We start from the raw sequence: 22,851 nt of genomic DNA, 5'->3' as shown, positions 1-22,851 counted from the left end.
GGCGCCATGGCCGATTATTATCCGCTGATTTCGCGCGCTGTCGCCAACATGGTCGAAAGCACGCCCGAGCAGCGTCGGGCGCTGTACGAGCGCGCCACGAACGCGCTGCTGGGCCAGTTGCGGAACTCGGACCCGCCGGTCGCCGAGGCCGACATCGCGCGTGAGCGGGTCGCGCTCAAGGATGCGATTCGCCGGGTCGAAACCGAATATGGCGGCGGCGTTCCGGCTGGAACGGACATGCTCGAGGAGCCGCTTCCGGCGCGCGAGCCCTATGAGGAGCCGCCCCAGGCGCCTGCGCCGCAACCGGCATTTGACCAGCCCGAGGAGGCCGTCAATCCTGACCGCCTGCGGCCGGCCGCGCCACGGCCGTCCGTCAGAGATCGCCGGCCGTGGCTGAGGGCCGCCGTGATCGGATTGGCGATTGCGGTGGTGGTCGGCGTTACGGCGATCACGGCCATCCAGCTGAAGCAATCGCCCTCGGAGTTCACGCCGGGCCGCCAGACGGCGGCTACGCAGCCGGCCGAGCAGGATCGCAAGTTCCAGGAACGCTTGTCGGGCGACGCGCCGGCGCAACCCGCGGAGACGACGCAGCCGCGCACCGCCGCGCAGCCGCAGCAGGCTCCGGCCGGCGCTTCGGCCGCCATCGGGGTTCTGCAACGCGCCCTGCTGGTGGAGGAAGCCGCCGAGGGCACGACCGAGATCCGCCAGACGGTGGGCCGGGTGTTGTGGCGGCTGGACAACGTGCCGGCGGGCGCGGGCGAGCCGCTGGACGTCGCCGTGCGGGCCGAAGTCGAGGTCGCGGACGCCGGGCTCAAGGCCGACGTCCTCCTGCGGCGCAACCGCGACGGGGCGCTGCCCGCCTCGCATACGGTCGAGATCCGCTTCACGGCCGGTCCCAAGGCGGCCAATGGCGCGGTTCGGGACCTGGGCGTTCCGGAAATGCGGAACGAGGAAACGGCCCGCGGCACGCCGCTCGCCGGCATCTCGGTGCCGGTGACCGAGAACGTGTTCCTGATCGGGTTGTCCAACCTGCCGGTGGACATCACCCGCAATCTCGAACTGCTGCGCACCCGCAACTGGTTCATGACGCCGCTGCGCTTCGCCAATGGCCGACGCGCGCTGCTGCTGTTCGAGAAGGGTCCGACGGGCGATCGCACCATCGGAGACGCCATCAGCGGATGGCAGCAGGGCGGGTGAAAACCGCCTTTCGCTTAGGCGTGGGCGGGGAGGGCTAGTTGGCCCGCTTCCTGCTTGGCCACCGCCTCGCGAACGGCCTTCTGCACCTTCTCGAAAGCCCGCACCTCGATCTGACGCACGCGCTCGCGCGAGACGCCGAACTCCTCGGAGAGCTCTTCGAGGGTGATCGGGTCGTCGGCCAGGCGGCGCGCCTCGAAAATGCGGCGCTCGCGCTCGTTCAACACGCCCAAGGCGTCGCGCAGGGCGACGTGGCGGTTGTTCGCTTCCTCCTGCTCGACCAGCAGCGATTCCTGGCTGGCGCTGTCGTCGGCGAGCCAGTCCTGCCACTCGCCTTCGCCTTCGCCGTCCGAGCGGATGGGAGAGTTAAGCGAGCTGTCGCCGCCGAGGCGGCGGTTCATCTCGATCACTTCCTGCTCGTGCACGCCGAGCTTGGTGGCGATCTGCTTGACCTGGTCGGGACGCAGGTCGCCCTCGTCCAGCGCCGAGATCGAGCTCTTCGCCTTGCGCAGGTTGAAGAACAGCTTCTTCTGGTTGGCGGTGGTGCCCATCTTCACGAGCGACCACGAGCGCAGGATGTATTCCTGGATCGAGGCCTTGATCCACCACATCGCGTAGGTGGCGAGGCGGAAGCCCTTCTCGGGCTCGAACCGCTTCACGGCCTGCATGAGGCCGACATTGCCTTCCGAAATCACTTCGCCGATCGGCAGGCCGTAGCCGCGATACCCCATGGCGATCTTGGCCACGAGACGCAGATGCGACGTGACGAGGCGGTGCGCGGCCTCGGAGTCCTCATGCTCGCGCCAACTCTTGGCGAGCATGTACTCCTCCTGCGGCTGCAGCATCGGAAACTTGCGGATCTCGTCGAGATACCGCGACAGGCCGCCTTCGGCGGCGATGATCGGCAGGGACGCCATGGATCCTCCTAGGCCCCTCGCAAGCAGGCCGTTCTGGGCCGCCACGAAGCACGGCCACGACAACAGTCTATCATCGGCGTGACATTGGCCGAAAGAGGGCAGGGCGCATCATGCGCGCCGGGCCATCGATCAAACGCGCGCGAGCCGCGAGGGTTCTCGTGGTGCTCGCTTTCGTCGCGGCGCGCGATCAGGCTCCTTGCCGGAGCGCCTCGATCAGCTGCTGGAGATCGTCGGGCAGCTCGCTCTCGAAAACCATCGCCTCGTCGGTGACCGGATGCGCGAAGCCGAGCAGGGCCGCGTGCAGGGCCTGCCTTGGGAAACTCTCCACGATGGCGCGGGCCTCCGGCGCGAGCAGGGTCGCCTTGGTGCGGAAGCCGCCGCCATAAAGGCTGTCTCCCACCAGGGGGTGGCCGAGATGCGCCATGTGAACGCGGATCTGGTGCGTGCGGCCGGTTTCCAGCCGGCAGGTGATCAGGCTCGCGACCGGCTCCCCGTTGGAGCCGGTGAACACCTCGTCGATCTCGTAATGCGTGATGGCCTCGCGGCCCTTCTCGCCGGACACAACCGCCATGCGGTCGCGATGCTTGTTGGAGCGATCCAGCTTCGCGTCCACGGTGCCGTGCTTTCGGGGCAGGACGCCCCACACGACAGCCCGATAGGCGCGCTCCAGCGGGCCGGTGCGGCCGTGATCGGCGAACTGGTCGGCGAGCTTCTTATGCGCGAGGTCGGTCTTTGCCACCACCAGCAGGCCGGTGGTGTCCTTGTCGAGCCGGTGCACGATGCCGGGCCGGCGGACGCCGCCGATGCCCGACAGGCTGTCGCCGCAATGGGCGATCAGGGCGTTCACGAGCGTGCCGGTGTCGTGGCCGGCGGCGGGATGCACCACGAGCCCGGCGGGCTTGTCGAGCACCAGCAGCTGGTCGTCCTCGAACACCACGTCGAGCGGGATCTCCTCGCCCGCGGGCTCCGGCGGAACCGGGGGGGGAACCACGAGGGCGATCTCCTGTCCGGCGTCCACCTTGCGGCCGGGATCGTCCGCGCGCGCGCCGTCGATCGTGACGCGCCCGTCGAGGATCAGCGCCTTTAGGCGCGTGCGCGACAGGGTCGGGACCATCACGGCCAGGAAGCGGTCCAGGCGCTCGCCTTTGTGTTCCGGGCGGGCTAGATAGGCCTGAGGGCCTTCGATCGCCTCGGCGTCGCCGTCCTGCACGTGTCGTCCTTTCCGTATCCGAGCCGCCCTGGGCCCCATGACCGCAGATCCCATTTCCGTCGCCGCGACGCCATCCGACGAAGCGGATCCGGCCGAGAAGGCTGCGAAGGCGAAGGAAGCGGCGCGGCTGATGGCGATGAAGATGCTGGTGATCACGCTGGGCGTGATCCTGGTGGCGCTCGCCGTCGTGGTCTTTTCCACGCTTGCGATACGCGCCGTCAAGGGCGGCGGTCAAACCGCCTCCGCGCCGCCGCCGGCGCTGCCCGGCGAAGGCGCCGCCCGGCGGCCGATCCAGGCGCTCCTGCCGGCGGGCTCCCGGGTGGTGTCGACCACGCTGGGCGACGGGCGTCTCGCGGTCACGACGGAGGGGCCGGAAGGCTCGATCGTGATCCTGTTCGACGCCAGGACGCTGGCCGAAACGGGCCGGCTGCAGCTCGGCGGGCCGCGCTGAAGGCCGCGCGCTTTTTCGGCCCAGGCGCCGGAATTTGCGCTTGCCGCCCCGGATCGGCGCCGTTATAGGAGGGCTCCCGCGGCGGCTTCGCCCGCCACGAGCCGCTCCCATCGTCTAGCGGTCTAGGACGTCGCCCTCTCACGGCGAAAACTGGGGTTCGATTCCCCATGGGAGCGCCAGCAATTTCAAGGCCTTAGTGCCGAGCTGGTTCAAACAACTTAATATTCGTTGAGTAATGGGCTACAAGCACCGTTACCCGCTGAGGCCAGGGACTGGTGTGGATAGGGTGAGGAGAGCGACGCCCAAATCAATCGATACTCCGCACTGATCAGAGACCCACCAGCGGCTGCGGGCACCGCAACCCCGGGCGGGGCCGCGCGGGCGTTCAGCCCCTCTCGGCGCGTGGACCATTGCTATATTTACTGCCAAGCTTGAGAATGCGTCCACAGATGCAGCACGTTTGACGGGCGGAGATTCGTAGTTGCGCACCCGAACCTTGATGGCTCTGAGCGTAGCCCTAACCGGTTGCGTGGGGCCGGGAACTATGCTCCCGGGTACGATCTATTCGACCAGCGGGCGCGTTCTTGCATTTCAGATCGAGAAGACGGCAAGCGGAGGCAGAGTGGCTGCGACCGACGCCAGTTCCGGCGAGCAGTTCGACGGTTCATATGTCGGTATCAGTCCGACCATCAGCACAGACATGTCCGCGTCAGCGTTCAGTGGAGGCGCGTCCGCTTTCGGAGGCTCCTCATCAACGACCTCTACTAACATAGCGAATGCCCGAGCGTTCCTGCGGGGCAGCAAAGGATCCATGCTGACTTGTGAGATTAACATCCAGAAGGGATTTCAGCCCAGGGGTATAGGTTCTTGCCACGATCAGGGCGGGCAAAACTACGTTCTGCAATTTTGATAGACTTGCCAGAAGTGGTGTTGACCCCTCAACCATGTTCGGAGAAGCCGCATTCTCATTGGCACTGATTGCATCTATTTGACGCTGCCATCCGGACCGCCCCTGCCACCGCGAGGGCGTGATCGCCCTTGGCGCGCAGACATTTTTCCGCATAACGGGCTATTTCACTGTGCTCGGCGGTGCCCGTGTCCATCAATATCGTTGGCCGATCATCTGGCGGTTAGGCGCGAGCCCGCGCGGACGCCATTATGCCTAATCCGGATCTGCGGTGAGGATAGCGGCCGTTTCTGTTGGGCCCTCCGTCAGCGCAGGAGGCATGGCCTGTGCAAGCGGCGGCGAGCCAGCCAGAGCAGGCCTATCGCGTGCTTGTGCTACTGATCTGTATCAGTCCTTGCTGGTCAAGATGCGCCGGCTGTTATCGTGAAGTCCACGCGGTGCAGATTGATGCCGCGTGAGCCCGTGACCGGCGCGCCCGTGGAGCAACGAGGCCTGATCTCATGGATTCACGTGAGCCTTCTCCAAGCCGCGTCGAAATCGGCTTTCTAGCTCTTGCGGAAGCCACCATGCTTTATTTCGCTAAGCGCTACGGCCCTGTCCCCAGGACAGGGCCGATTGGAGAGCGGCTGAAGAGCATCCGCCTACGACGGGTTGAAGAAAGGCGCTCTGCGGCGCAAGAGCGGACCATTCCGCAGGGAACTGTGACATGGGGCTATTGGATCGAGCTATGTGCTGCACGCATTCGCCAGGGCGTAGAACGCGGCGACCTCCCTATGTACGTACAACCGCTTGGCGGAGGCGTTGATGACTGTCCGGTTCTTCTAGGGACTGTAATCCGATTAACACCGGCAGCGATTTCGGCTTGGCCCAAACGGCCACCCAGGGGCAGTCGCTTCTCGGGACTAACCGGTTTCAAAGCATCCTTCAGTTGCCGATGCGTTGGAAGCAGTTGGCAATGCACATGCCTCAACTGTGTAGGTTGGGGATGGCCTGCACCTCTGCCATCCTGGTGGTGGATGCCGTCCAGTTCGGCCGCTGGCTGACGCGGCGAAAATCTCTAGAGCGCTGGGCGTCGAGTGCGGTCGGTGCACGCGGGGGGAGGCCGAAATCACCTAAGACGAAGGACGTTCGTAGGCGAGGTCGGCCAGGACCGTCACATAAGCTAGTCCAGATCGTTGGGGAGCTGAAGCGCGCGGGGATTTGGACGCCAGGGCATAGTGCCGAGCAACTATGGCGCTCAGTCAATCGAAGGTACGACGGCGAGATGCCCTCTCCTAAAACCCTCCTGCGGATCGCTCGACGCATCTGAGGCAGGAAAAAAGCCCGCAAGCTTCCTCGACCACAAATCGCGGGACATAAATCGGCCAAAAGGCTCGAGACGAAATTCAGGCTCTCGTATCTCCATATCTGTCCATTGATGGTGATAGTTGGAGATAAACGAAATGACTGGCGAACGACTCCTCCGTCCGAAGCAAGTATACGATAAAACAGTCGGGTATATCCCTTGTAGCCGAGCGCAGTACCATAAGCTGATCAAGGCAGGGATAATTCCTCGTCCGGTCCGATTGGGCTCAATGAACTTTCATTCAGAAAAAGAAATTCTTACTGCCATCGAGCATATCAAAGCGGGCATAACTATGACCGAGTCGCACTGATGGCTCCGGGAAAGGATCGCTCTCGCTATAAGCCAATGGAGCCGGACTGGCTTGGTGCTGGACCAGCGGCACCGTCAGCGGCTGTAGTTCCAGAAACTGCCGCTACCAAAGACGTACCGCGCGTTGTTCCCCCGGCAGCCAAACTCGAGGTACGCGGAAAGGTCGTATTCGGCTACTGGCATAGCCCTGCACGACCGATGTCGCTGAAGCCGATGGCGAGGCTTCGTGTTGCAGAAATCGGGCGTCTAATTCAGCACCGACACGGGCCAAGATGCGACACCGATGACAGAGAGCTGTACGCCGATGCTCTGCTCCAAGTGGCGCCCCTGAATCTATGCAAAGGACTCCTCGAACTCGCCCTTGGCATGCGAGATATTGAAATCGCTGCTGCAGTGGCGAGTGTAGGCTCGCAGGCCTCAAAGGGCTTGTCTGCTGGCGAACTCGGAAATCTGCTTTGCCTGAGGTACACCGAGCGCTTGGCACTCCGAATCCGAACAATCCGTGCATTTGACGTGGAGCCGGTTTCGCTTGAGCAACGACGGGAGGCGGACCGCCGCAGAAAGATGGAAAAGGCAAGGGCTGCAGGCGTTCGGCCTCGCACCCTCTATGAAGCAGGGTCCGTTTCTGCGCAGGCCCGGAAAGAGGGTGTTTCGAGATCAACCATCTACCGAAGACGAATTGCTCGCTCCCGTGAAACAGGCGGAAATGGGCCGTGACACAGAGGCGTTTGATCCTAGGCTTATCACTCGCTTTTTGCGGTTTGTGGATCGAACTAGCGGTCCTCCTTCTTAGCCCTCTCGGAACAACGCTACCGGGGCCTCTTTCATGACGACGTGATAGTCAAAGTGGGAATGTGCAAATAGGCCCGAGGTCCCCTGTAGGACCTCGGGCTGGCCGCAGCGGGAGCCATCAATCGTGTGACCACCTGCGAACGTGGTGCTCTCTTCAAACCTGTTAGTAGGCAGGCTTTGGCCAGCGGAATGGTGGGGGCGGAGATGAGCACAGCCGCCGTCCGGTTGCCACTGAGAGCCGGAGCGAGATGTCGGAGGCTCGTTACATTGGCCATGATACATTCCTCCGTTTCCGGATGTCCTGGGAGAGCCTCTCGCATCACAACAGCGGCTTGATGCTGCCAATTTGGCCGCCCGGATCGGGCTGATGCTGGTTCAGTCTCGAATCAAAATTTTTGACTGGTTGTCCGGTTCGATCATTATTTCTGATCAATTTTAAATAATCCCGGTATTCCTTGGTGTTCGAAGCCGACTGGTATGTGGATCTACGTATGCGGATACGAGGCCTTTTCTTTGGGTTTGGCTTGGAAGGCCTCGAGAAACACTGTCGAACCGGTCGATCTATGCCGAAGGTGAACGGCTGAGCTACCTTTAACATCCTTCCTAACAGATCAACTTTCATTCCAAATGCCCAGCGCTTTCGCTGGAACCAGATCACTGACTTAATTTCGGCGACATCCGCGACGAGGAGGCGGGAGAATACATCTCCTCTCGTTCAATGATGCCCCCCGTAATATCTATCATTATCGTCCACCTTTGCGGGTCTGGCCTGCCTCACCGTCGTTGTTCTCAGTTGGTTCAGGTCCATCTTCGATAAATAGGAGGTGGATATGAGCGGGGACTTGTAGCAGTGGGGTACTCGTCCTCCTTAAAAGTTCGGCGCGGCTGATCCGCCGGTGCAATCCCGTTGGGGTACGACTGGAGTGAGCGAAATACTGTCCCGAGGTTCCCGCCCAGCGGGACCTCGGGACGATGCCAGCATGGCTGTTTGCGGTAACCGACGCGTTGCAAGCCCAGCGCGCTTGGTTGGCGAAACGCCTTGTTTGGCCGCACGACTTGGGAGGAAAGACCCCAACCAGTAGCTTTCAGGCAGGCCGGGCATCCGGCGGCGGCAGCTTGAGCAGTCGCGAGCCCCGCTACCGGAGCCATGGCGGGAAAGAAGGGCCAGCTCGGGTTGGGTGAGGTCAACCATGATCAGTCTACTTTCCGCGACATGAGGGCAAAGATGCAGGGAAGCGGGACAGCGGGTCGAGACCGCGAAGGCACTGCCGAAGTTTGACCAGTGATTTCGCTTCAAAGACGTCATCGTCCCGAACGTTGGCGTAATGCCCATCTCGTTCGTTGATCACGAACGTGCAACCGAACGCTGCGGCCAGATCTGCATTCAACGAGAGATCCAGGACAATGAGGTTGCTCCCAGGAACGATCGCCATCCAGACACGGTCGGAATCGTCGTTGTAGGGGTATGGCTCCCACAGGAGTGGCCACCACCAGCTATCGTCGGCGTCCGCCACCACTAAGCCCCCGCCCAGCGGCGCTGTTTTTTACCCAAGCCTCGGGCTATGAACTGGATTTCAGCCACTACGGTAAGGCAGGATTTGTATCGAAACACGGTCATATCTGGCTTCCGCCTTATCTAGCCGGATTTTTTGACGGGGGGTGCCCACCCTCTGCACTGCATGATGCGACTGATGGTGCGGTACATAGCGACGCTCCTAAGCAGGACTGCGCGGCCGCCCTACAAAGAAAAATAGTGCGCCCATGTAGTTCGGGAAGACGTGGAGTGGTGCGAAACTGAGCGGCTCAGCTATCGCCCGCATTTCGGCCGTCGCCCACCCCCGTGCGGAGCTTGCTCCGCCACCGCCTCCGACAGATTGTAGGCATTCCGGAAAAGTCCAGCGAAGCGCCACATCCTCCGGACTGAGCACATGATGATTACCAGACGGCAGAGACGTGCCGTCTGTGAGGCGTAACGGTGGAGGATGACATGGAGGCAGAAGCTAAGAACTATAGGGGTACCCCGGTTCTCATCAAGCAGGGGAACCATTCCTGCAGGGGGCTTTCCGGAGTCTTGCGGCAGCTTGGGCTGGAAAGGGTCGGCCGCATAGCGGTTCAGGCTCCGTTCCCAGTCTTCGAGATCGACAAGGAAGCGCGCCAACGGGTAGGCTCCGTCTATGTCTGGGCAATCGCTGACCAGGAGGGCATCAAGGAGGTGCTCTACGTCGGCAAGGCAGGTCGCCAATTTATCAGCCGTTGCAAGCAGCACCAGGGCGGGTTCCGGTATAGCAACACGGGCAAGCACAATCTCGCCCGCATCCTTGTAGAGCACGAGGCGGGCAACTCGATCGAGGTCTATGCCCGGCAATCCCCAACGGCGGAGGTGCTTGGCGAGATGGTCTCGATGTGCGGTGTGGAAGAAGACGCTCTGATCAAAAAGCTGCAGCCGACGCTCAACGGCTACAAGGGCGCTTTCCGCACAAAACAACAGGGGGCGTGAATGGCTCAACAAGCTGCTTGGACAGTCAAATTCAAGCTTCCAGGTGACCAGGTGCGGACACCGCGCCAAGAAACGGTGCACGCCGCCACACCCTTCGACGCTGAGAAGGTGTTCAAGGCAAGGTATCCCACCGCGACGGTGCTGGGGCAGCCGCAAAGAGCGCGCTAAATCCCGCCATCCGACGCACCAAGAAGGAGATCACGCCGGAAATCAGTTCTGATTTCCGGCCGCTGACGATCACGAAGTGGGGGGCGCCTCGATGACAGGCTGATCCGGTAACGGCGTCTCGAACTTCTTCGCCTCCTTGCGAACGCTTTCCTCGTTCCACTCCTTGCCCGTCTTGGTCGGAATGCCTCTGATTTTCAGTGCTTCCGCGATCAGGCGGTAGCGTCTGTCTCCCTCGTATTGCTGGAGCATGATCGGCATCACCAGAGCGATCATCTCTGTGCGGTCCCGGCTGCTCTCGCGGTCCCTCTTGCGCCACTCGGAAAAATGTTCGGCGGGTTCGAACCTTCGCCCGTCGAGCAGAATGCCCTCGGCCGGCAGATCCCGGTTGGGTATTTGCAGTTCTCTCATCATTGCGCCCATGGAATTATGAGCGCGCCAGCGCGTGGAATCTCTGAAGTTGATCCACAGCAGCACGGCCGAATGCTTGTCGCAGCTCTTCTTCGCCGCAATCAGCGCGTCCCTGACGTACTCAGTCCCGCGATCCGGGCGCAATTCCATGAACACGACTTCATCCACCAGTTCCGCGTTAAATTCGCTTGCGTAAGCGCGGGCCAAGGCACGTTGATACCTGATGGTCGTGCTTTCCCGAGCTGCTCCGTCCGCATCCGGTGCAATGTTCGTGAAGCCCGCCCAACGGACCGGCAACGTCCAGTAGAACCCTACATACCGCCGTTCATCCATGATGCGCTCCCCACTCGAAGCCGTAAGAAAGCACGCCCGCGGGAAATCCGGAAAACTCCGACATCAAACCACGCCCGGCCGGCGATGCGCGAAGGTGTCTCCATCAACCAGGGAGATGCCAATGACGCACCAGACCGCCTCCACCTCCGCCGACAACACGCTCCGCATTGATGCCGTCCCCGCTGCACGGGGCTCTATCGGGATCACGTTCGCCCCCGGCAAGAAGCAGTCCAACGGCCTCTCGGGCGCGCACCGGCGCGACCTTGACGCAGACCTCGACGTGATCGCCGGCTGGGGCGCCTCCACCGTCGTCACCCTAGTCACGCAGTCAGAGTTGCGGATGCTCGGCATCTCGGATCTTGGCACAAAGGTCCGCCAGCGCTTCATGACCTGGCGCCACTTCCCCGTCGAGGACGTCCAGACCCCGACAGCGGCGGACGAGCCTGCGTGGGAGCTGCTGTCGCAGGATCTCCGCGACCTGCTCTCGTCCGGCGAACGTATCTTGGTGCACTGCCGCGGCGGCATTGGTCGGGCCTGCATGGTGGCTGGCCGGCTGCTCGTAGAAATGGGTGCAGACCCGGAAAAGGCGATCACTGCCTTGCGCCAGGCTCGCCACCCGAACGCGGTCGAAACCCGGGAGCAGGAGGACTGGGTTCGCGCGGGCCAGACTATGGCCATAAAGTCCGCCCTGCGCGGGATCGACGCTCGGGATCGGGCGCTCGGATCCATGCTCGGGTTGGCCGTGGGCGACGCGGTCGGCACCACACTGGAGTTCTCGGCGAAGCCGCGGCAGCCCGCTCTCGAGGACCTCGTCGGGGGCGGCCCGTTCAGTCTCAAGGCCGGACAGTGGACCGATGATACGGCCATGGCGCTCGCGCTAGCGGACAGCCTGATCCACGAGGCCCGGCTCGATCCGTACGATCTGATGGACCGCTTCGTGGACTGGGCTCGGAACGGCAGCTACTCGTCCACGGGGACCTGCTTCGACATCGGCGTCACTACCGGCCGAGCGCTTAACGCGTATCTTCGGTCCGGAAACCCGCTGGCTGGCTCCTCCGACCCCGAGCAGGCTGGCAACGGCTCCATCATGCGGCTCGCGCCGGTCGCGGTACGACACTGGAACGACCCCGCCGAGCTCGATCGGGTGGCGCGCCTGCAGTCCCGGACGACCCACGGCGCCGACGAGGCGGTCGAGGGCGCCGCGACGCTAGCCGCGCTTCTCGCAGAGGCCATCGCGGGCAGGAGCCTGCCGGAGCTCGTCGAAGACCATGGACCCAAGGTCCGCAGCTACCGGCCCGCTCAGCCGCGCCACGAGGTACGCGGAACGGGCTATGTGGTTGCCTGCCTGCACGCCGCGTTGTGGGCGGTGGCCCGGACCAGCAACTTCCGGGATGCTGTCCTGATGGCGGCGAACCTCGGCGAAGACGCAGACACCACGGCCGCGGTTGCCGGACAGATCGCCGGCGCGATCTACGGCCGGTCGGGGATCCCCGCGGTATGGCTTGAAAAGCTCGCTTGGCGCGAAGAAATCCAGGCGAAGGCGGCGGCGCTGTTCTCAGCCACCCAGTCAAAGCCGATCTAACACCGCATTGGAAGCGGCTCTTCAGGTGCCCTTGGACACCCTGGCCGGGAGCGGGTGAAAAGTTTCCAGGTAAGCAGCTCCGCTGCATAGACCGTCTCGAAACTAAGATTTCAGGGCCGACCACCCGAACGTATGTCGGCCGCTCGGTCACATGCAGGGGACCCGCTTCCGCTTACACCGGCGGTGAAACTCCAGCACTGCAAAGCTGGGGCCGAGTAGTCCGGGCCGGCGGCGGAGACTTGGGCCTCCGGCTACTGCAGCGGGGTAGTGGGCAACGCCGTGACCTTCGGCTCACTATTCAAAATCTGTCCACCTTCTGGTGGCGACCACGGTGAAGCCAAGCAAGTGAGCTAAGCCACGCGCAGCGGCCGGGGCTGCTCAAAGGGGGAGGAGATCGAGATGGGCGAGATCCCTTCCTGGGCCATGGTCGGTTGAAGACAGCGACGGCATGTTCCGGGTGAACTCGCCTGGCTACGCGCTCGCATGCGTCCACTAAGCCGACCGCCCGGCAGGGGATCTCACGTGCGACGAGGCGCGGCTGATAACCTGGATAGCGCGGTTGCCAGCATCATCCTAAGCTTGATGGTAAGCCCGGGATCCGAATGGCTGACACAAGCGAGCTTAACGAAGATAGCCGTGCAAATCTCAACACAGGGTAGGTCTATGGCATCGAATCGAAATCAGATCGCCTTGCTGTTTAAACAGGTTTCCCAAGCCTACACGGCCGACATGGAAAAGGAGGGCAGGCGCTTTCCGATTCAAGAAAAACAGCTTCAGAAGCTATTTTCAGCAGAATTGCACAGCCGAAACATCCCCCACGAGCGTGAGATTACCTATTCTGGCAATGGCCGTATGCGCGTTGATTTTCGGGTCTACGGCGCATCCGCTATGGAGGTCGAGCTCGAGTGGGAAGCCAAACAAACAGATGGCTTCGCAAAGCGCACCTTCGAGGATCTCCGCAAGCTAGATCACCTTCAGCCTGGTGAATGGGGTATGTTTTTAGCACTCAACATTGGCAATAAATATGCAAGGGTAGACGAAGAACAAATCTATCGAAGCCCAGCATCCTTTTCGATCTCGCCTTCGGGCAGGAAAACGTACCTGACCGGTGAATGGGAGAGATCCCAGACGGGAGATTTGCTCCGCTGCAACCCAAAATTTTGGCGCTGGTCGCACAACGCGGATCACTGCGCGACTGTGCTCTCGTGTTACGGGCTGAAAACCGCAGCCGGTGGTTGGGTCTCGGCAGGCTAAAAGCCAGTCAGAGGAACGCCGATCCGGCATGGCCTTTGAACATGTTCGCCCGGCGGATGTAGCCGCGGACGGTGCAGGTGCCCTAGTGCCGGGTCACGTCCATGATGCGCTCGCTCACGTCGCGATCGGCGGCGGTGGTGACGAAACCGGCGCGCAGGCTGTGCGCCCCGAAGTCTGAGGCGTCAAGCCTGACCGTTTCGGCGCGGCTCTTTACGATTGTTAGCAACCGAGCCGTCTGTCAGGCGAGCGCCCTGGCGCACATGGTCGGAACGATTGATCGGCGGATCACGGAGTAATCCCGGCTGCGAGAGCCATTTCTTAACGAGCGTGACAGGCTTGATGTACCGGCCGTGGGTGCAGGGACCTCCTGGCCGGCCGCTTCCTGATCGGTCTTGCTATGCGGGATAATAATGCGCAAGCCGTCGCGATCGTCGACAAGGTCGGCGACCTCGAGCGCAACCAGCTCTGGCCTATTCGCCCGTGCTGCAAACACATGATCGAATTTGATAATAATCCATTAACGCGGGCAATTCTCCGGTGAGCACCTTTGCATTGAAAATTGCCTTCAAACGATCGTGTTCTCAGAGTGTCGGACGGAGAATTCAGGGAGTGTTGCTGCGCAGCGCAACCGTCACTGTTGCCATCCCCTGTAAACCTGTTCACGATCAAGGCCTCGACTTATGCCCTCCGCGCCGATCAGGTTCTCTGGAAGCACCAAGTCAGTTCGGGAGGGTACAAGTGTCGTATGTCGCTGCCTATGAGCGTCCCCGTTGGCTTCGGGACTTGTCGCGGTTCCTGCCGCTGAAGTCGCAATTCGTGATTTCCGGGAACGTTCGCGACCTGCAACTATCCGAGATTGCGGCGGGCAGCATTGCGGCCGTCCCCCTCGGTGCAAGCATCGCCGCTGAGTTGAGGCAGGCGGGATATGCGCATGTGATCGGCTATGATCCCGTGACGGGCTTCCGCGTCATTCAAAGTCCTGGCGAACCTCACACGGGTTCACGCGAAATTCTGTCTCAGCTCGGGCTCCAGGCGGGATCGGATGGAAATTGCCCCGCAGGATTGGAGCTGTTTTCCGAGGTTCTGCAACGCGTCGTGACTTGGAGTGGTCCTGCGCCCATCGCGCTTCTGGCCGACTTCGCGTCACGTATGGTTGTAAGAAATGACGTGCTTACGGGGGCTGAGCACCAGGCGTTCACGCGCGCCCTTGTCCTGTCGCACCAGGCGAAGCCTCGCCCATTTGGAACGCCCCCACGTCCGTTCTTCAACTCGGTCATTTGGGTAGTCGACAAGGAGGGTGATCTTCCGGATTGGCTCGTGGTGGATAATCCGCGTGTCCGACATATTCCTATTTCGAAGCCTGACCACAGGATCAGGCACCAGCTCGCCTCAACACTTGTGCGAAACCTTGAAGGCGGGAGGGATGCTACGGCCGAGCAAACGGCCCAGTCGCTTTCGGACCTGGTCGAGCAGACGGAAGGACTACTGCTGCTCGACCTGCTGGCTATTGCGCAGTTCGGCAGAACCGAGGGACTGAGCCTTGATCGCATCGGTGATGCAGTGCGCCGGTACAAAGTTGGTGTCACTGACGACCCTTGGGCGAGCATAGACCGGGAGAAAATCAGGGGCGGTAAAGAATACGTTCACACCAGGGTCAAAGGGCAGGATCATGCAGTGACCCATGTAATGGATATTGTGAAGCGCGCCGTCACGGGTGTCGGCGGCAGCAGGCGAGGGGGCCGCCCCCGAGGTGTAGCGTTTTTGGCTGGGCCGACCGGCGTGGGAAAGACCGAACTTGCAAAGACGCTGACGAGCCTTCTTTTCGGAGACGATTCCGCCTACATCCGTTTCGACATGTCGGAATTTTCCGCCGAGCACTCGGACCAGAGGTTGATCGGCGCTCCTCCTGGCTACCTAGGTTACGATGTTGGCGGGGAACTGACCAACGCCATCCGTGAAAAGCCCTTCTCAGTTGTGCTGTTCGATGAAATCGAGAAGGCGCACCCCCGGATACTCGATAAGTTCCTCCAGATCCTCGATGACGGCGTCCTAACGTCCGGTCGCGGCGACCGAGTCTACTTTTCCGAAGCCTTCATCGTGTTCACATCGAACCTTGGAATTTATCGGCTTGAAGCGGATGGCTCGCGGGTGGCGAATGTTTCGCCATCTGATCCTTTCCATGATGTCCAGACGAGGGTCCGCTCCGAGATCGATAGGTACTTCAAAACGGTGATCAACCGACCCGAAATCCTGAACCGCATCGGTGACAATGTGCTGGTCTTCGACTTTATCCGGCCCGAGATTGCGTCGGCAATCTTTGAAGGAATGGTTAGCGGGATCCTGGCGGACATTGCAGCTACACAAGACATTAAGTTGACCCTCACGGGGACCGCACAATCGCAACTGGCGCTTAATTGCATTGCGGATCTCTCCAACGGTGGGCGCGGGATTCGCAACAAGGTCGAGACCCACCTGATAAATCCCTTGGCGCGGGCGCTGTTCGACTCCGGTGCCCGCCGGGGTGACCAGTTCTCAATCGAAAGCCTCCGGTCGGATGCCGCCGGTCCTACGACTCTGGTTCTCCGTGCAGCCGCGGGCGCGGCCGACCTATGATTGCCACAGTCATCAGGCTCTCCCGCCTACATTTTCCCGTCACCACCCTTGGCCCTGGTGATCGGATCGGGATTTGGCTGCAGGGCTGCTCTATTCGGTGCCCAGGCTGCGTCTCGATGGACACGTGGGACGTTCAGCGTGGCGGAACCACCGTAGAGAGCGTGCTGGACGCAATGGGGGATTGGTTTAGCCACGCCAACGGTGTCACCATTTCCGGAGGGGAGCCGTTTGACCAGCCCGACGCCCTTCTCGTGCTGCTCCAGGGCCTTCGTGACCGCCATTCCGGCGACATTCTCGTTTACTCTGGGTATCCGCTGGAGAGCCTGCCACTTCAGCGGTTTTCTGGATTGATTGATGCAGTGATCTCGGACCCGTTCGATGTAGATGCACCCCAGTTGCTCGCTATTAGAGGCAGCGACAATCAGCGTCTCACGGCGCTCACGCTCTTAGGGCGTGAGCGGTTCGGCCTATTGGCCGAGGCTTCGGATGACGGTTCTTCACACCTTGATCTCTTCTTCGACAACGAAGCCGGCGAAGTCTTTATTGCCGGCGTTCCGCGCAGGGGCGACCTCCTGCGCCTTCAGCGCCTCCTCGTGGAGGCCGGGCATCGCGCCGCCACGACCGAAGATCCCCGGAACTCATGACCTTACACACCAAATACCTGTTTCGCCGCTGCTCCAATTGCGGATCGAAGCGGCCCGTAACGGAAAACGTCTGCGAGCAACCTCTTGACGGTCAGCTATGTGCTTGGCCCCTCACAGAACTTGAGATCCTGGAGGAGGGTGCAGAAGAGCAGGAGCTTCCCGCTCCTGCTCACCGCCGTCGCTCGCTGGAATGTCTCAACGGCCATCCGTTAGAAGATGGAGACGAGATCTGTCTCGTCTGCGGGTCCGATGTCGCTGCGACCAGCAGGCCTGCTGACTCGGCGCAGGCTACGCGGATAGGCAATTGGGAAGTTGTTCGCGAACATATAGTCCCATCAGAAGACCCACCGGTCCGCACTTTCGACGCGCGGGGCTCCGATGGACGAGTGGCACTGCTTACGCTTTACAGGCCTGGCGCGGAGCCCGACCCCGCGGTGCACGACGTGCTCAGGCGGATGGCTCTTGATCACATCCCGGAAATAATTGAAACGGGACGATACGAGGGCCAGGCCTATGAGGTAGTTGAGAGGATTGACGGCGGCTCTCTAGCGGACGCTGGCTTTGTTGTGTCGGGTTCTCTCGATAGATTGAGACGCATCGTAGACGAATTAGGCCGTGCACTGGCGAGCTTCGCTGAGGTCGGCCTTCGGCACCGGGACCTCAGCCCTGGGACAATCCTGCTGCGTTCAGCCGATCCTCTCGATCTCGTTATCACCGGCTTCGGTTCAGCCCGCTTGTCCGACTTCGACCTCGAGGCCGTCGCCCCTCTGGAGTTGACGCGTTACTCCGCGCCCGAAGCGATTGTCGGGGCGGTGAGCGCATCCTCGGACTGGTGGTCCCTCGGAATGATTATTTTGGAGCAGGCGACAGCAGGCCGCTGCTTCCAGGGTATCGACGACCAGGCATTCCGACTCCACGTAGTGACGCGTGGTGCCTCGCTACCGGAGGACCTGGACCCGCAGGTCAATCTGCTGCTCCGCGGTCTTCTTGCGCGTGACCCGCTTAGGCGTTGGTCCGCGGTTGAAGTGAGGGCGTGGCTTGCTGGCGAAGCTGTTGAAGCTCCCGAGCCGGAAGCACGCGCCGGAGAGGCTGACGGCCCGACATTGTCTTTGGCAGGTCGCGACCATTCACGTCCCGAAATCTTCGCCTTAGCTGCAGCCGAGGCAGGATCGTGGGATGCGGCCACACATCTCATTCTGCGCGGTTCCGTCACGACATGGCTAGAGGAGCGCCAATCCGACACGAAGCTAGTTGCCGAGGTAAGAAGGCTGGCGGCCGACGAGGCTCTCGAGGATGACTTGCGTCACGCTCTCGTTCTGATGGCCATGAACACTGCTCTGCCGCTGATCCTTAGGGGAGAGATTGTTACGCCCGCCTGGCTTCTGGCCCATCCGCTCGAAGGCTATCGGATCGTCACGGGAGACGTCCCACGCCATCTCCAGCGCATGGGGCGAGAGCAGTGGCTGATCCGGTTGCGAACACGTGCGGAGGCTGTCCGGGAACGAGCCAGGATTCTCGAGGTAGAGCTCGACGAGGAACGCGCCAGGATAGCGTTGTTGGCAACGTCTCGTGCCAATCTAGAGGCCGAACGGGACGCGATCCGCAAAGTTTATCCAGATTCCGACCACGCTGGGCTCGCCTCGATTATTGAGCGGGGGAGATTGAGCGACGAAGATCTGATTGTCCTAGTCGGCGCCGCGTCACACCAATTCATTCCGCTCGCCTCCCTTATAGCAGCAACGTCTGATCTCGCCACGAAGACCGGCGTGGTCTTGAATGCTGAAGTCACCGAAAGCCTCTTCTCGAACTCGCGGCGCGAAGCGTTCGCCAGGGTAGACGATCGGACCGCGAACTTCGCCCGCTGCGGAGTGCAGCGGGTCGACGAGTGGGCGGATTCGTTTCGTGTTGAGAGACGCATGTCGTTGCCGCGGGCTGCAGTTTTGCTGTCTGTCCCTGCGGAGCGCTGGAAAGAGCCGCCGAAGCAGCAGTATGTCGCCACGCTTCTCGCCCATTTCGAGAAACGGGTGTCGGGCGCAGTCACCAGAGGACCTCTGGCGCGTTTCACAATCGGAAAGACAACCCCGAGGCTGGACCTCGTGGAGCTAGGGACTGCAATAAGACCTGCCGAAGCTATGCTTAACCACGTTCTTTCGAGAACTGAAGTTCCCATTCAACTCGATCCCCAAGGCTACCTTTCGGACGAAAACAGGGAGAGCCGCCTTCGTCGGCTGGTGAGCCATGCTGCGACTTTCCGGCGCGACACGGGCCTGGACGGACGCACTTTAGGATTTCCTTTTCTCGTCGCACGCGACGCTAGGGCAACAACTGAAAACGAAGCGAGGCCTCGGGTGGCGCCGGTACTGCTTTGGCCGGTGATCCTGGACCTCCAGCCCGGGGCGGGAGCTGGACTCCTTGCGTTCGATCGAGAAAGGGAAGAGGTGCGCCTCAACCCAGCGCTGGAAGGAATACTTGGTGCCACCGTTTTCCAGAGATGGCGGTCAGCCCGCGATGAACTCCTAGGGCGTTCGTCCATCAGGTTTAGCGACGTGATCGACATATTCGGCGCTCTCGCGACACCTCGATCACGTACTCTCATGCGCCTCCCGCCCAAGGAAGCGAAAGTGCCTCCCGGCACCTTTGAACTCGTCGCTGCGGCAGCCGTATTCAATGCGGAGTTTAGCGGGCAGTCTGTGGCCGAGGACTTGCGTCAGATGGCCCGGATGCCGCCCGGCGGAACTGGGCTCGATGCAGCGCTCCGGATTTCAGCGGAACCTCTTGCGACTTCGCCGCTGCCTCGTTTGCGCGAGCGTGATCGGTTCATCGTGGTCGAGAGCGATCCGTCCCAAGACGCTGCAGTGCAGCGTTCCCGCATCACACCCGGACTTTTGGTCGAGGGGCCTCCGGGCACGGGCAAGAGCCAGACCATCGTCAATGTCGTGGCCGACGCCATCGGACGAGGAGAGAGCGTTCTTGTCGTCTGCCAGAAACAGGCTGCTCTTAAGGTGGTCAGGAAACGTCTCGATGCAGAGGAGCTTGCGGATAGGCTCTTCATGGTTGTCGATGTTAACCGAGACCGGGAAGCGCTCCTCCGCGAGTTGCGCGACCAACTCACTGCGGCTCGTCAACACCCCCGCGACCGGGTTGCCGGCCTAAATCGCCAGCGCGACGACGTCGCTGCAAGCATTGAGGTTCTCGAAGGTGAACTGGACAGTCACCATGAGGCCAGTCGCTTCCTTGATCAGGCCACAGGTCTGAGCTATCGCGACTTGTTGGCGGACCTCTTGGCCATTGATGAAGCCGGCTCGACAATTGATGCGGCGGGGCTCCGCTCGGTCCTTGGGCACCTCGACGGTGGAAAGCTGTCAGGCATTGAACAAGTTTGCTCGTCCCTCTCTCGGCTATGGCTTGAATCCGGCTACGAGGACAGCCCGCTAGTTGTGCTGAAACAGTTTCAGGTCGACACCTCCACTGCGCAAACTCTGCAGGAAGACTTCAAAACGCTGCTCGGTTTAGAAGCAGAACGGCAGACGGTTTTGTCTGAGCATGCCAACAGCTTCGATGTTGCCGATCCGGCCGCTCACGCCGCCTGGCTGCAGGTGCACGGCGCTATGCTTGAGAAATTGTCGGAGCCTATGCGCAAGGTCGTGGCCGCTTGGTTCGACCTATTTCGCCCTGTGTCAGGCGGCGCAACTGGGACGAAGGCAATAACAGAACTCGAGAATGTCGGGTCTGAGGTTGCGGCTCTAGTCACCGACGGCCAGGGCAGAGGGCTGTATGAGGCCCTCGTTAAGGAAACCACGGCCTCGCTTACAATTCTTCGCGCGGATGCCGAAAATGTGAGCGCGCCCCTAACACTCTTTGGCCGGCTGAGTTTACGCCGTTGGCGCGGCCGCCGGCGCATACTGAAGTACCTGGTAGGGATCGGAGAGGCGCAGGACGATGCTCGAATTGTCGCGTTGAGAGACGCGGCGAATTTAGAGCTACAGCTCCGACCGCTCAGGCAGCGAGTGATCGCGGTGCGCGATACGTTTCGGCTCCCAAAGTTGGCAGATCAAACCACAGCGTTAGAGCTCGCCCGCGACGTCCGCTCTCTCCTTGGAGGCCTGCAGCGGATTGCAGCGGCCTGTGCTGCGGTTCTCTGCTGCCCACAACCTCTGGAAGCAGAAGCGGCCGCTCGCGGGGGCAGTGTGGACGCTTTCCAAGCGCTGCGCCGACAATTCGAGGCTGCCTTCAAGCGCTACGAAGCTCGCGAGCGAAGCAAGGCGTCTGTGCAAGCATTGGCTGGCTGGTTCAAGGAAGATTGGGTTACGCAGGTTCGAACCACCATTGACGGCAACGGCGACAATCTCCCTATTTTGAACAAGATCGCGGCGGCGATCAGCAGGTTGACCGCCTATCAGCGCTTTAGAGCGCGCGCCGGTCAGCTCGATCCTGATGTTCTTCACACCTTCCGAATTTTGCGCAAGCAGGAGGCCCGTTTGTATCCGCTCGATCCGCCCGAGCTAACCGGCGTTGTGCAAAGGACCATCCGACGTGAAGCGCTTCTCGCCTGGAAAGGGCGACTGGAAAACGCCGCGCCGGAGCTCTCTTTCGAGCGAGAAGAGATAGAAGGAAAGGTCCACAAGCTCGCCACTCTTGATCTCAGTATACGCAGGCTCAACAAGGACCTGCTGCGATACAACATTGACTCTGCACGCCTTGGCACGCCAACCGCATGGGACGACATCACGCGGCTACGCGGGCCCAGGGCACGCCGCTTGCGTGAAATCATCGACCAGGGGGCGGACCTTGGCCTAATGCATTTGCGTCCGGTGTGGTTGATGAACCCTGATGTCGCCAGCCGCATCCTGCCGCTCAAGGCAGGCCTCTTCGACCTTGTGATCTATGACGAGGCGTCGCAGATGCCCGTTGAGTACGCAGTTCCGACCCTGTTCAGGGCGAAGCGGATACTTATCGTCGGCGATGAAAAGCAGATGCCGCCCTCGAATTTTTTCTCCGGACGCATCGATGAGGATGAGGACGAGGCGAGTGACGAAAGCTTTGATGACGGAATCACCGAGGCCGAACGCGCGGCTCGCGAAGAGACCTGGAACCGCCGCGAGGTGAAGGATTGCCCAGATCTTTTGCAACTCGGGCGTGGCGTCCTGCCCGCTGCGACCCTGCAAATTCACTACCGCTCTAAGTATCGCGAGCTCATCCGCTATTCCAATGCAGCCTTCTACAAGGGTGGGCTGAGCGTGCCCGCGCGGCACCCGGATGCAGAAGTCCGGCGTGCCCGCCCGGTCGAGGTCGTGAGGGTCGATGGAAAGTATGAAAGCCAGACAAACCGTGCGGAAGCTGAGCGGGTCGTCGAGTGGCTGTCCCAGGCCTGGGCTAAGATTGAAGAGCCTCCGAGCATTGGCGTTGTCACCTTCAACCGGAAGCAGGCTGATCTCGTCGAGGAACTCGTTGAGAAGCAGGCCGAAGCAGACCCCGCCTTCCTTCGCGTTTATCGCCGCGAACGCGACCGGAAGCAGGGTAGCGAAGATATGGGCTTTTTCGTCAAAAACGTCGAGAACGTGCAGGGGGACGAGCGGGACGTGATTGTATTTTCGACGACCTTTGGTCGGGATCGGCATGGCACGTTCAGGCGGAACTTCGGCGTGCTCGGGCAAAGCGGAGGCGAGCGCCGTCTGAACGTGGCCGTCACCCGCGCAAGAGAGAAAGTCGTGCTCGTAACGTCGATGCCGGTTGGTGATGTGTCCGACTGGGTTGCGAGCGGCCGGGCCCCGGACAAACCCCGGGACTATCTCCAGGCCTATATGGAGTATGCAGAGCGTATGAGCGCTGGTGACGTCTCGGCAGCGCAGGGCATCGCGGGACGCTTGGCGGCTCCCGCGTCTAGTCGGGCACGGGTGCACCACGCTGCTGACGATGGTTTTGTGCGGTCGGTCGCCGCCTATGTGGGAAGCCTCGGCTACTCTCCCGTCCCTGCGTCGGATGGGGACGCATTCGGAATCGATTTAGCGGTCGAGGATCCCCGTACTGGATTGTTCGGGATCGGGATTGAATGCGACTCGCCGCGGCACGAGTTGCTCGAGCGGGCGAGAGCGCGGGAAATCTGGCGGCCAGCGGTCCTGCGACGCGCGATTCCCGTCATTCACCGCGTATCTCCCCATGCCTGGTATCACCGGCCCGACGAGGAGCGTGGGCGATTGAATACGGCATTGCGCACTGCCCTAGCTTGA

At 61.5% G+C, this 22,851-nt stretch carries 11 protein-coding genes and 1 tRNA gene; 9 read left to right on the top strand and 3 right to left on the bottom strand.

The window, feature by feature from the left end:
* The first annotated feature begins 6 nt into the window (after positions 1-6).
* Complete coding sequence (locus AC1DSZ_RS13995) at positions 7-1,197, top strand: histidine kinase (RefSeq protein ID WP_476838965.1); 1,191 nt, start codon at positions 7-9, stop codon at positions 1,195-1,197.
* Positions 1,198-1,211: 14 nt separating this feature from the next.
* On the opposite strand, the gene rpoH is transcribed toward AC1DSZ_RS13995, so the two are convergent.
* The gene (gene rpoH / locus AC1DSZ_RS13990; protein ID WP_476838964.1) at positions 1,212-2,111 is read right to left on the bottom strand and encodes an RNA polymerase sigma factor RpoH; all 900 of its coding nucleotides are present in this window, start codon (positions 2,109-2,111) and stop codon (positions 1,212-1,214) included.
* 187 nt (positions 2,112-2,298) lie between these two features.
* Positions 2,299-3,321, bottom strand: coding sequence for an RluA family pseudouridine synthase (locus AC1DSZ_RS13985; RefSeq protein WP_476838963.1), 1,023 nt, complete (start codon positions 3,319-3,321; stop codon positions 2,299-2,301).
* 37 nt (positions 3,322-3,358) lie between these two features.
* Between AC1DSZ_RS13985 and AC1DSZ_RS13980 the strand changes: the two genes are divergently transcribed.
* The 3 genes from AC1DSZ_RS13980 to AC1DSZ_RS13970 all read left to right on the top strand — a co-directional run bounded on the left by AC1DSZ_RS13980 (position 3,359) and on the right by AC1DSZ_RS13970 (position 9,622).
* The gene (locus AC1DSZ_RS13980) at positions 3,359-3,772 is read left to right on the top strand and encodes a DUF6476 family protein (RefSeq protein ID WP_476838962.1); all 414 of its coding nucleotides are present in this window, start codon (positions 3,359-3,361) and stop codon (positions 3,770-3,772) included.
* A 103-nt stretch (positions 3,773-3,875) separates the two neighbouring features.
* Positions 3,876-3,951, top strand: a tRNA-Glu gene (locus AC1DSZ_RS13975).
* 5,161 nt (positions 3,952-9,112) lie between these two features.
* Positions 9,113-9,622: a GIY-YIG nuclease family protein gene (locus AC1DSZ_RS13970; RefSeq protein ID WP_476838961.1), complete on the top strand. Its 510-nt coding sequence runs from the start codon at positions 9,113-9,115 to the stop codon at positions 9,620-9,622.
* 237 nt (positions 9,623-9,859) lie between these two features.
* Here AC1DSZ_RS13970 and AC1DSZ_RS13965 read toward each other — a convergent pair whose 3' ends face one another.
* A complete protein-coding gene (locus tag AC1DSZ_RS13965; RefSeq protein WP_476838960.1) occupies positions 9,860-10,531 on the bottom strand; it encodes a hypothetical protein in 672 nt (223 codons plus the stop codon).
* Between the two features lie 121 nt (positions 10,532-10,652).
* Here AC1DSZ_RS13965 and AC1DSZ_RS13960 point away from each other — a divergent pair, with 121 nt between their 5' ends.
* The 5 genes from AC1DSZ_RS13960 (at position 10,653) to AC1DSZ_RS13940 (ending at position 22,851) form a co-directional block, all read left to right on the top strand.
* The gene (locus tag AC1DSZ_RS13960; RefSeq protein WP_476838959.1) at positions 10,653-12,113 is read left to right on the top strand and encodes an ADP-ribosylglycohydrolase family protein; all 1,461 of its coding nucleotides are present in this window, start codon (positions 10,653-10,655) and stop codon (positions 12,111-12,113) included.
* 663 nt (positions 12,114-12,776) lie between these two features.
* The gene (locus AC1DSZ_RS13955) at positions 12,777-13,367 is read left to right on the top strand and encodes a hypothetical protein (RefSeq protein ID WP_476838958.1); all 591 of its coding nucleotides are present in this window, start codon (positions 12,777-12,779) and stop codon (positions 13,365-13,367) included.
* Between the two features lie 738 nt (positions 13,368-14,105).
* Positions 14,106-15,980 (top strand): AAA family ATPase, encoded by a 1,875-nt coding sequence (locus tag AC1DSZ_RS13950; RefSeq protein ID WP_476838957.1) that lies wholly within the window; start codon positions 14,106-14,108, stop codon positions 15,978-15,980.
* Entirely contained in the window at positions 15,977-16,624 is a 648-nt protein-coding gene (locus AC1DSZ_RS13945) for a 4Fe-4S single cluster domain-containing protein (protein WP_476838956.1), read from the top strand. The genes AC1DSZ_RS13950 and AC1DSZ_RS13945 overlap by 4 nt, the downstream gene beginning before the upstream one ends.
* 434 nt (positions 16,625-17,058) lie before the next feature.
* Positions 17,059-22,851 carry an AAA domain-containing protein gene (locus AC1DSZ_RS13940; protein WP_476838955.1) on the top strand — a complete coding sequence of 1,931 codons (5,793 nt, stop codon included), beginning with the start codon at positions 17,059-17,061 and terminating at the stop codon, positions 22,849-22,851.

Source organism: Alsobacter sp. P4_H11, from assembly GCF_056400925.1.
Note: the sequence above shows the minus strand (reverse complement) of the source record. Positions and strands in the feature narration are given on the sequence as shown.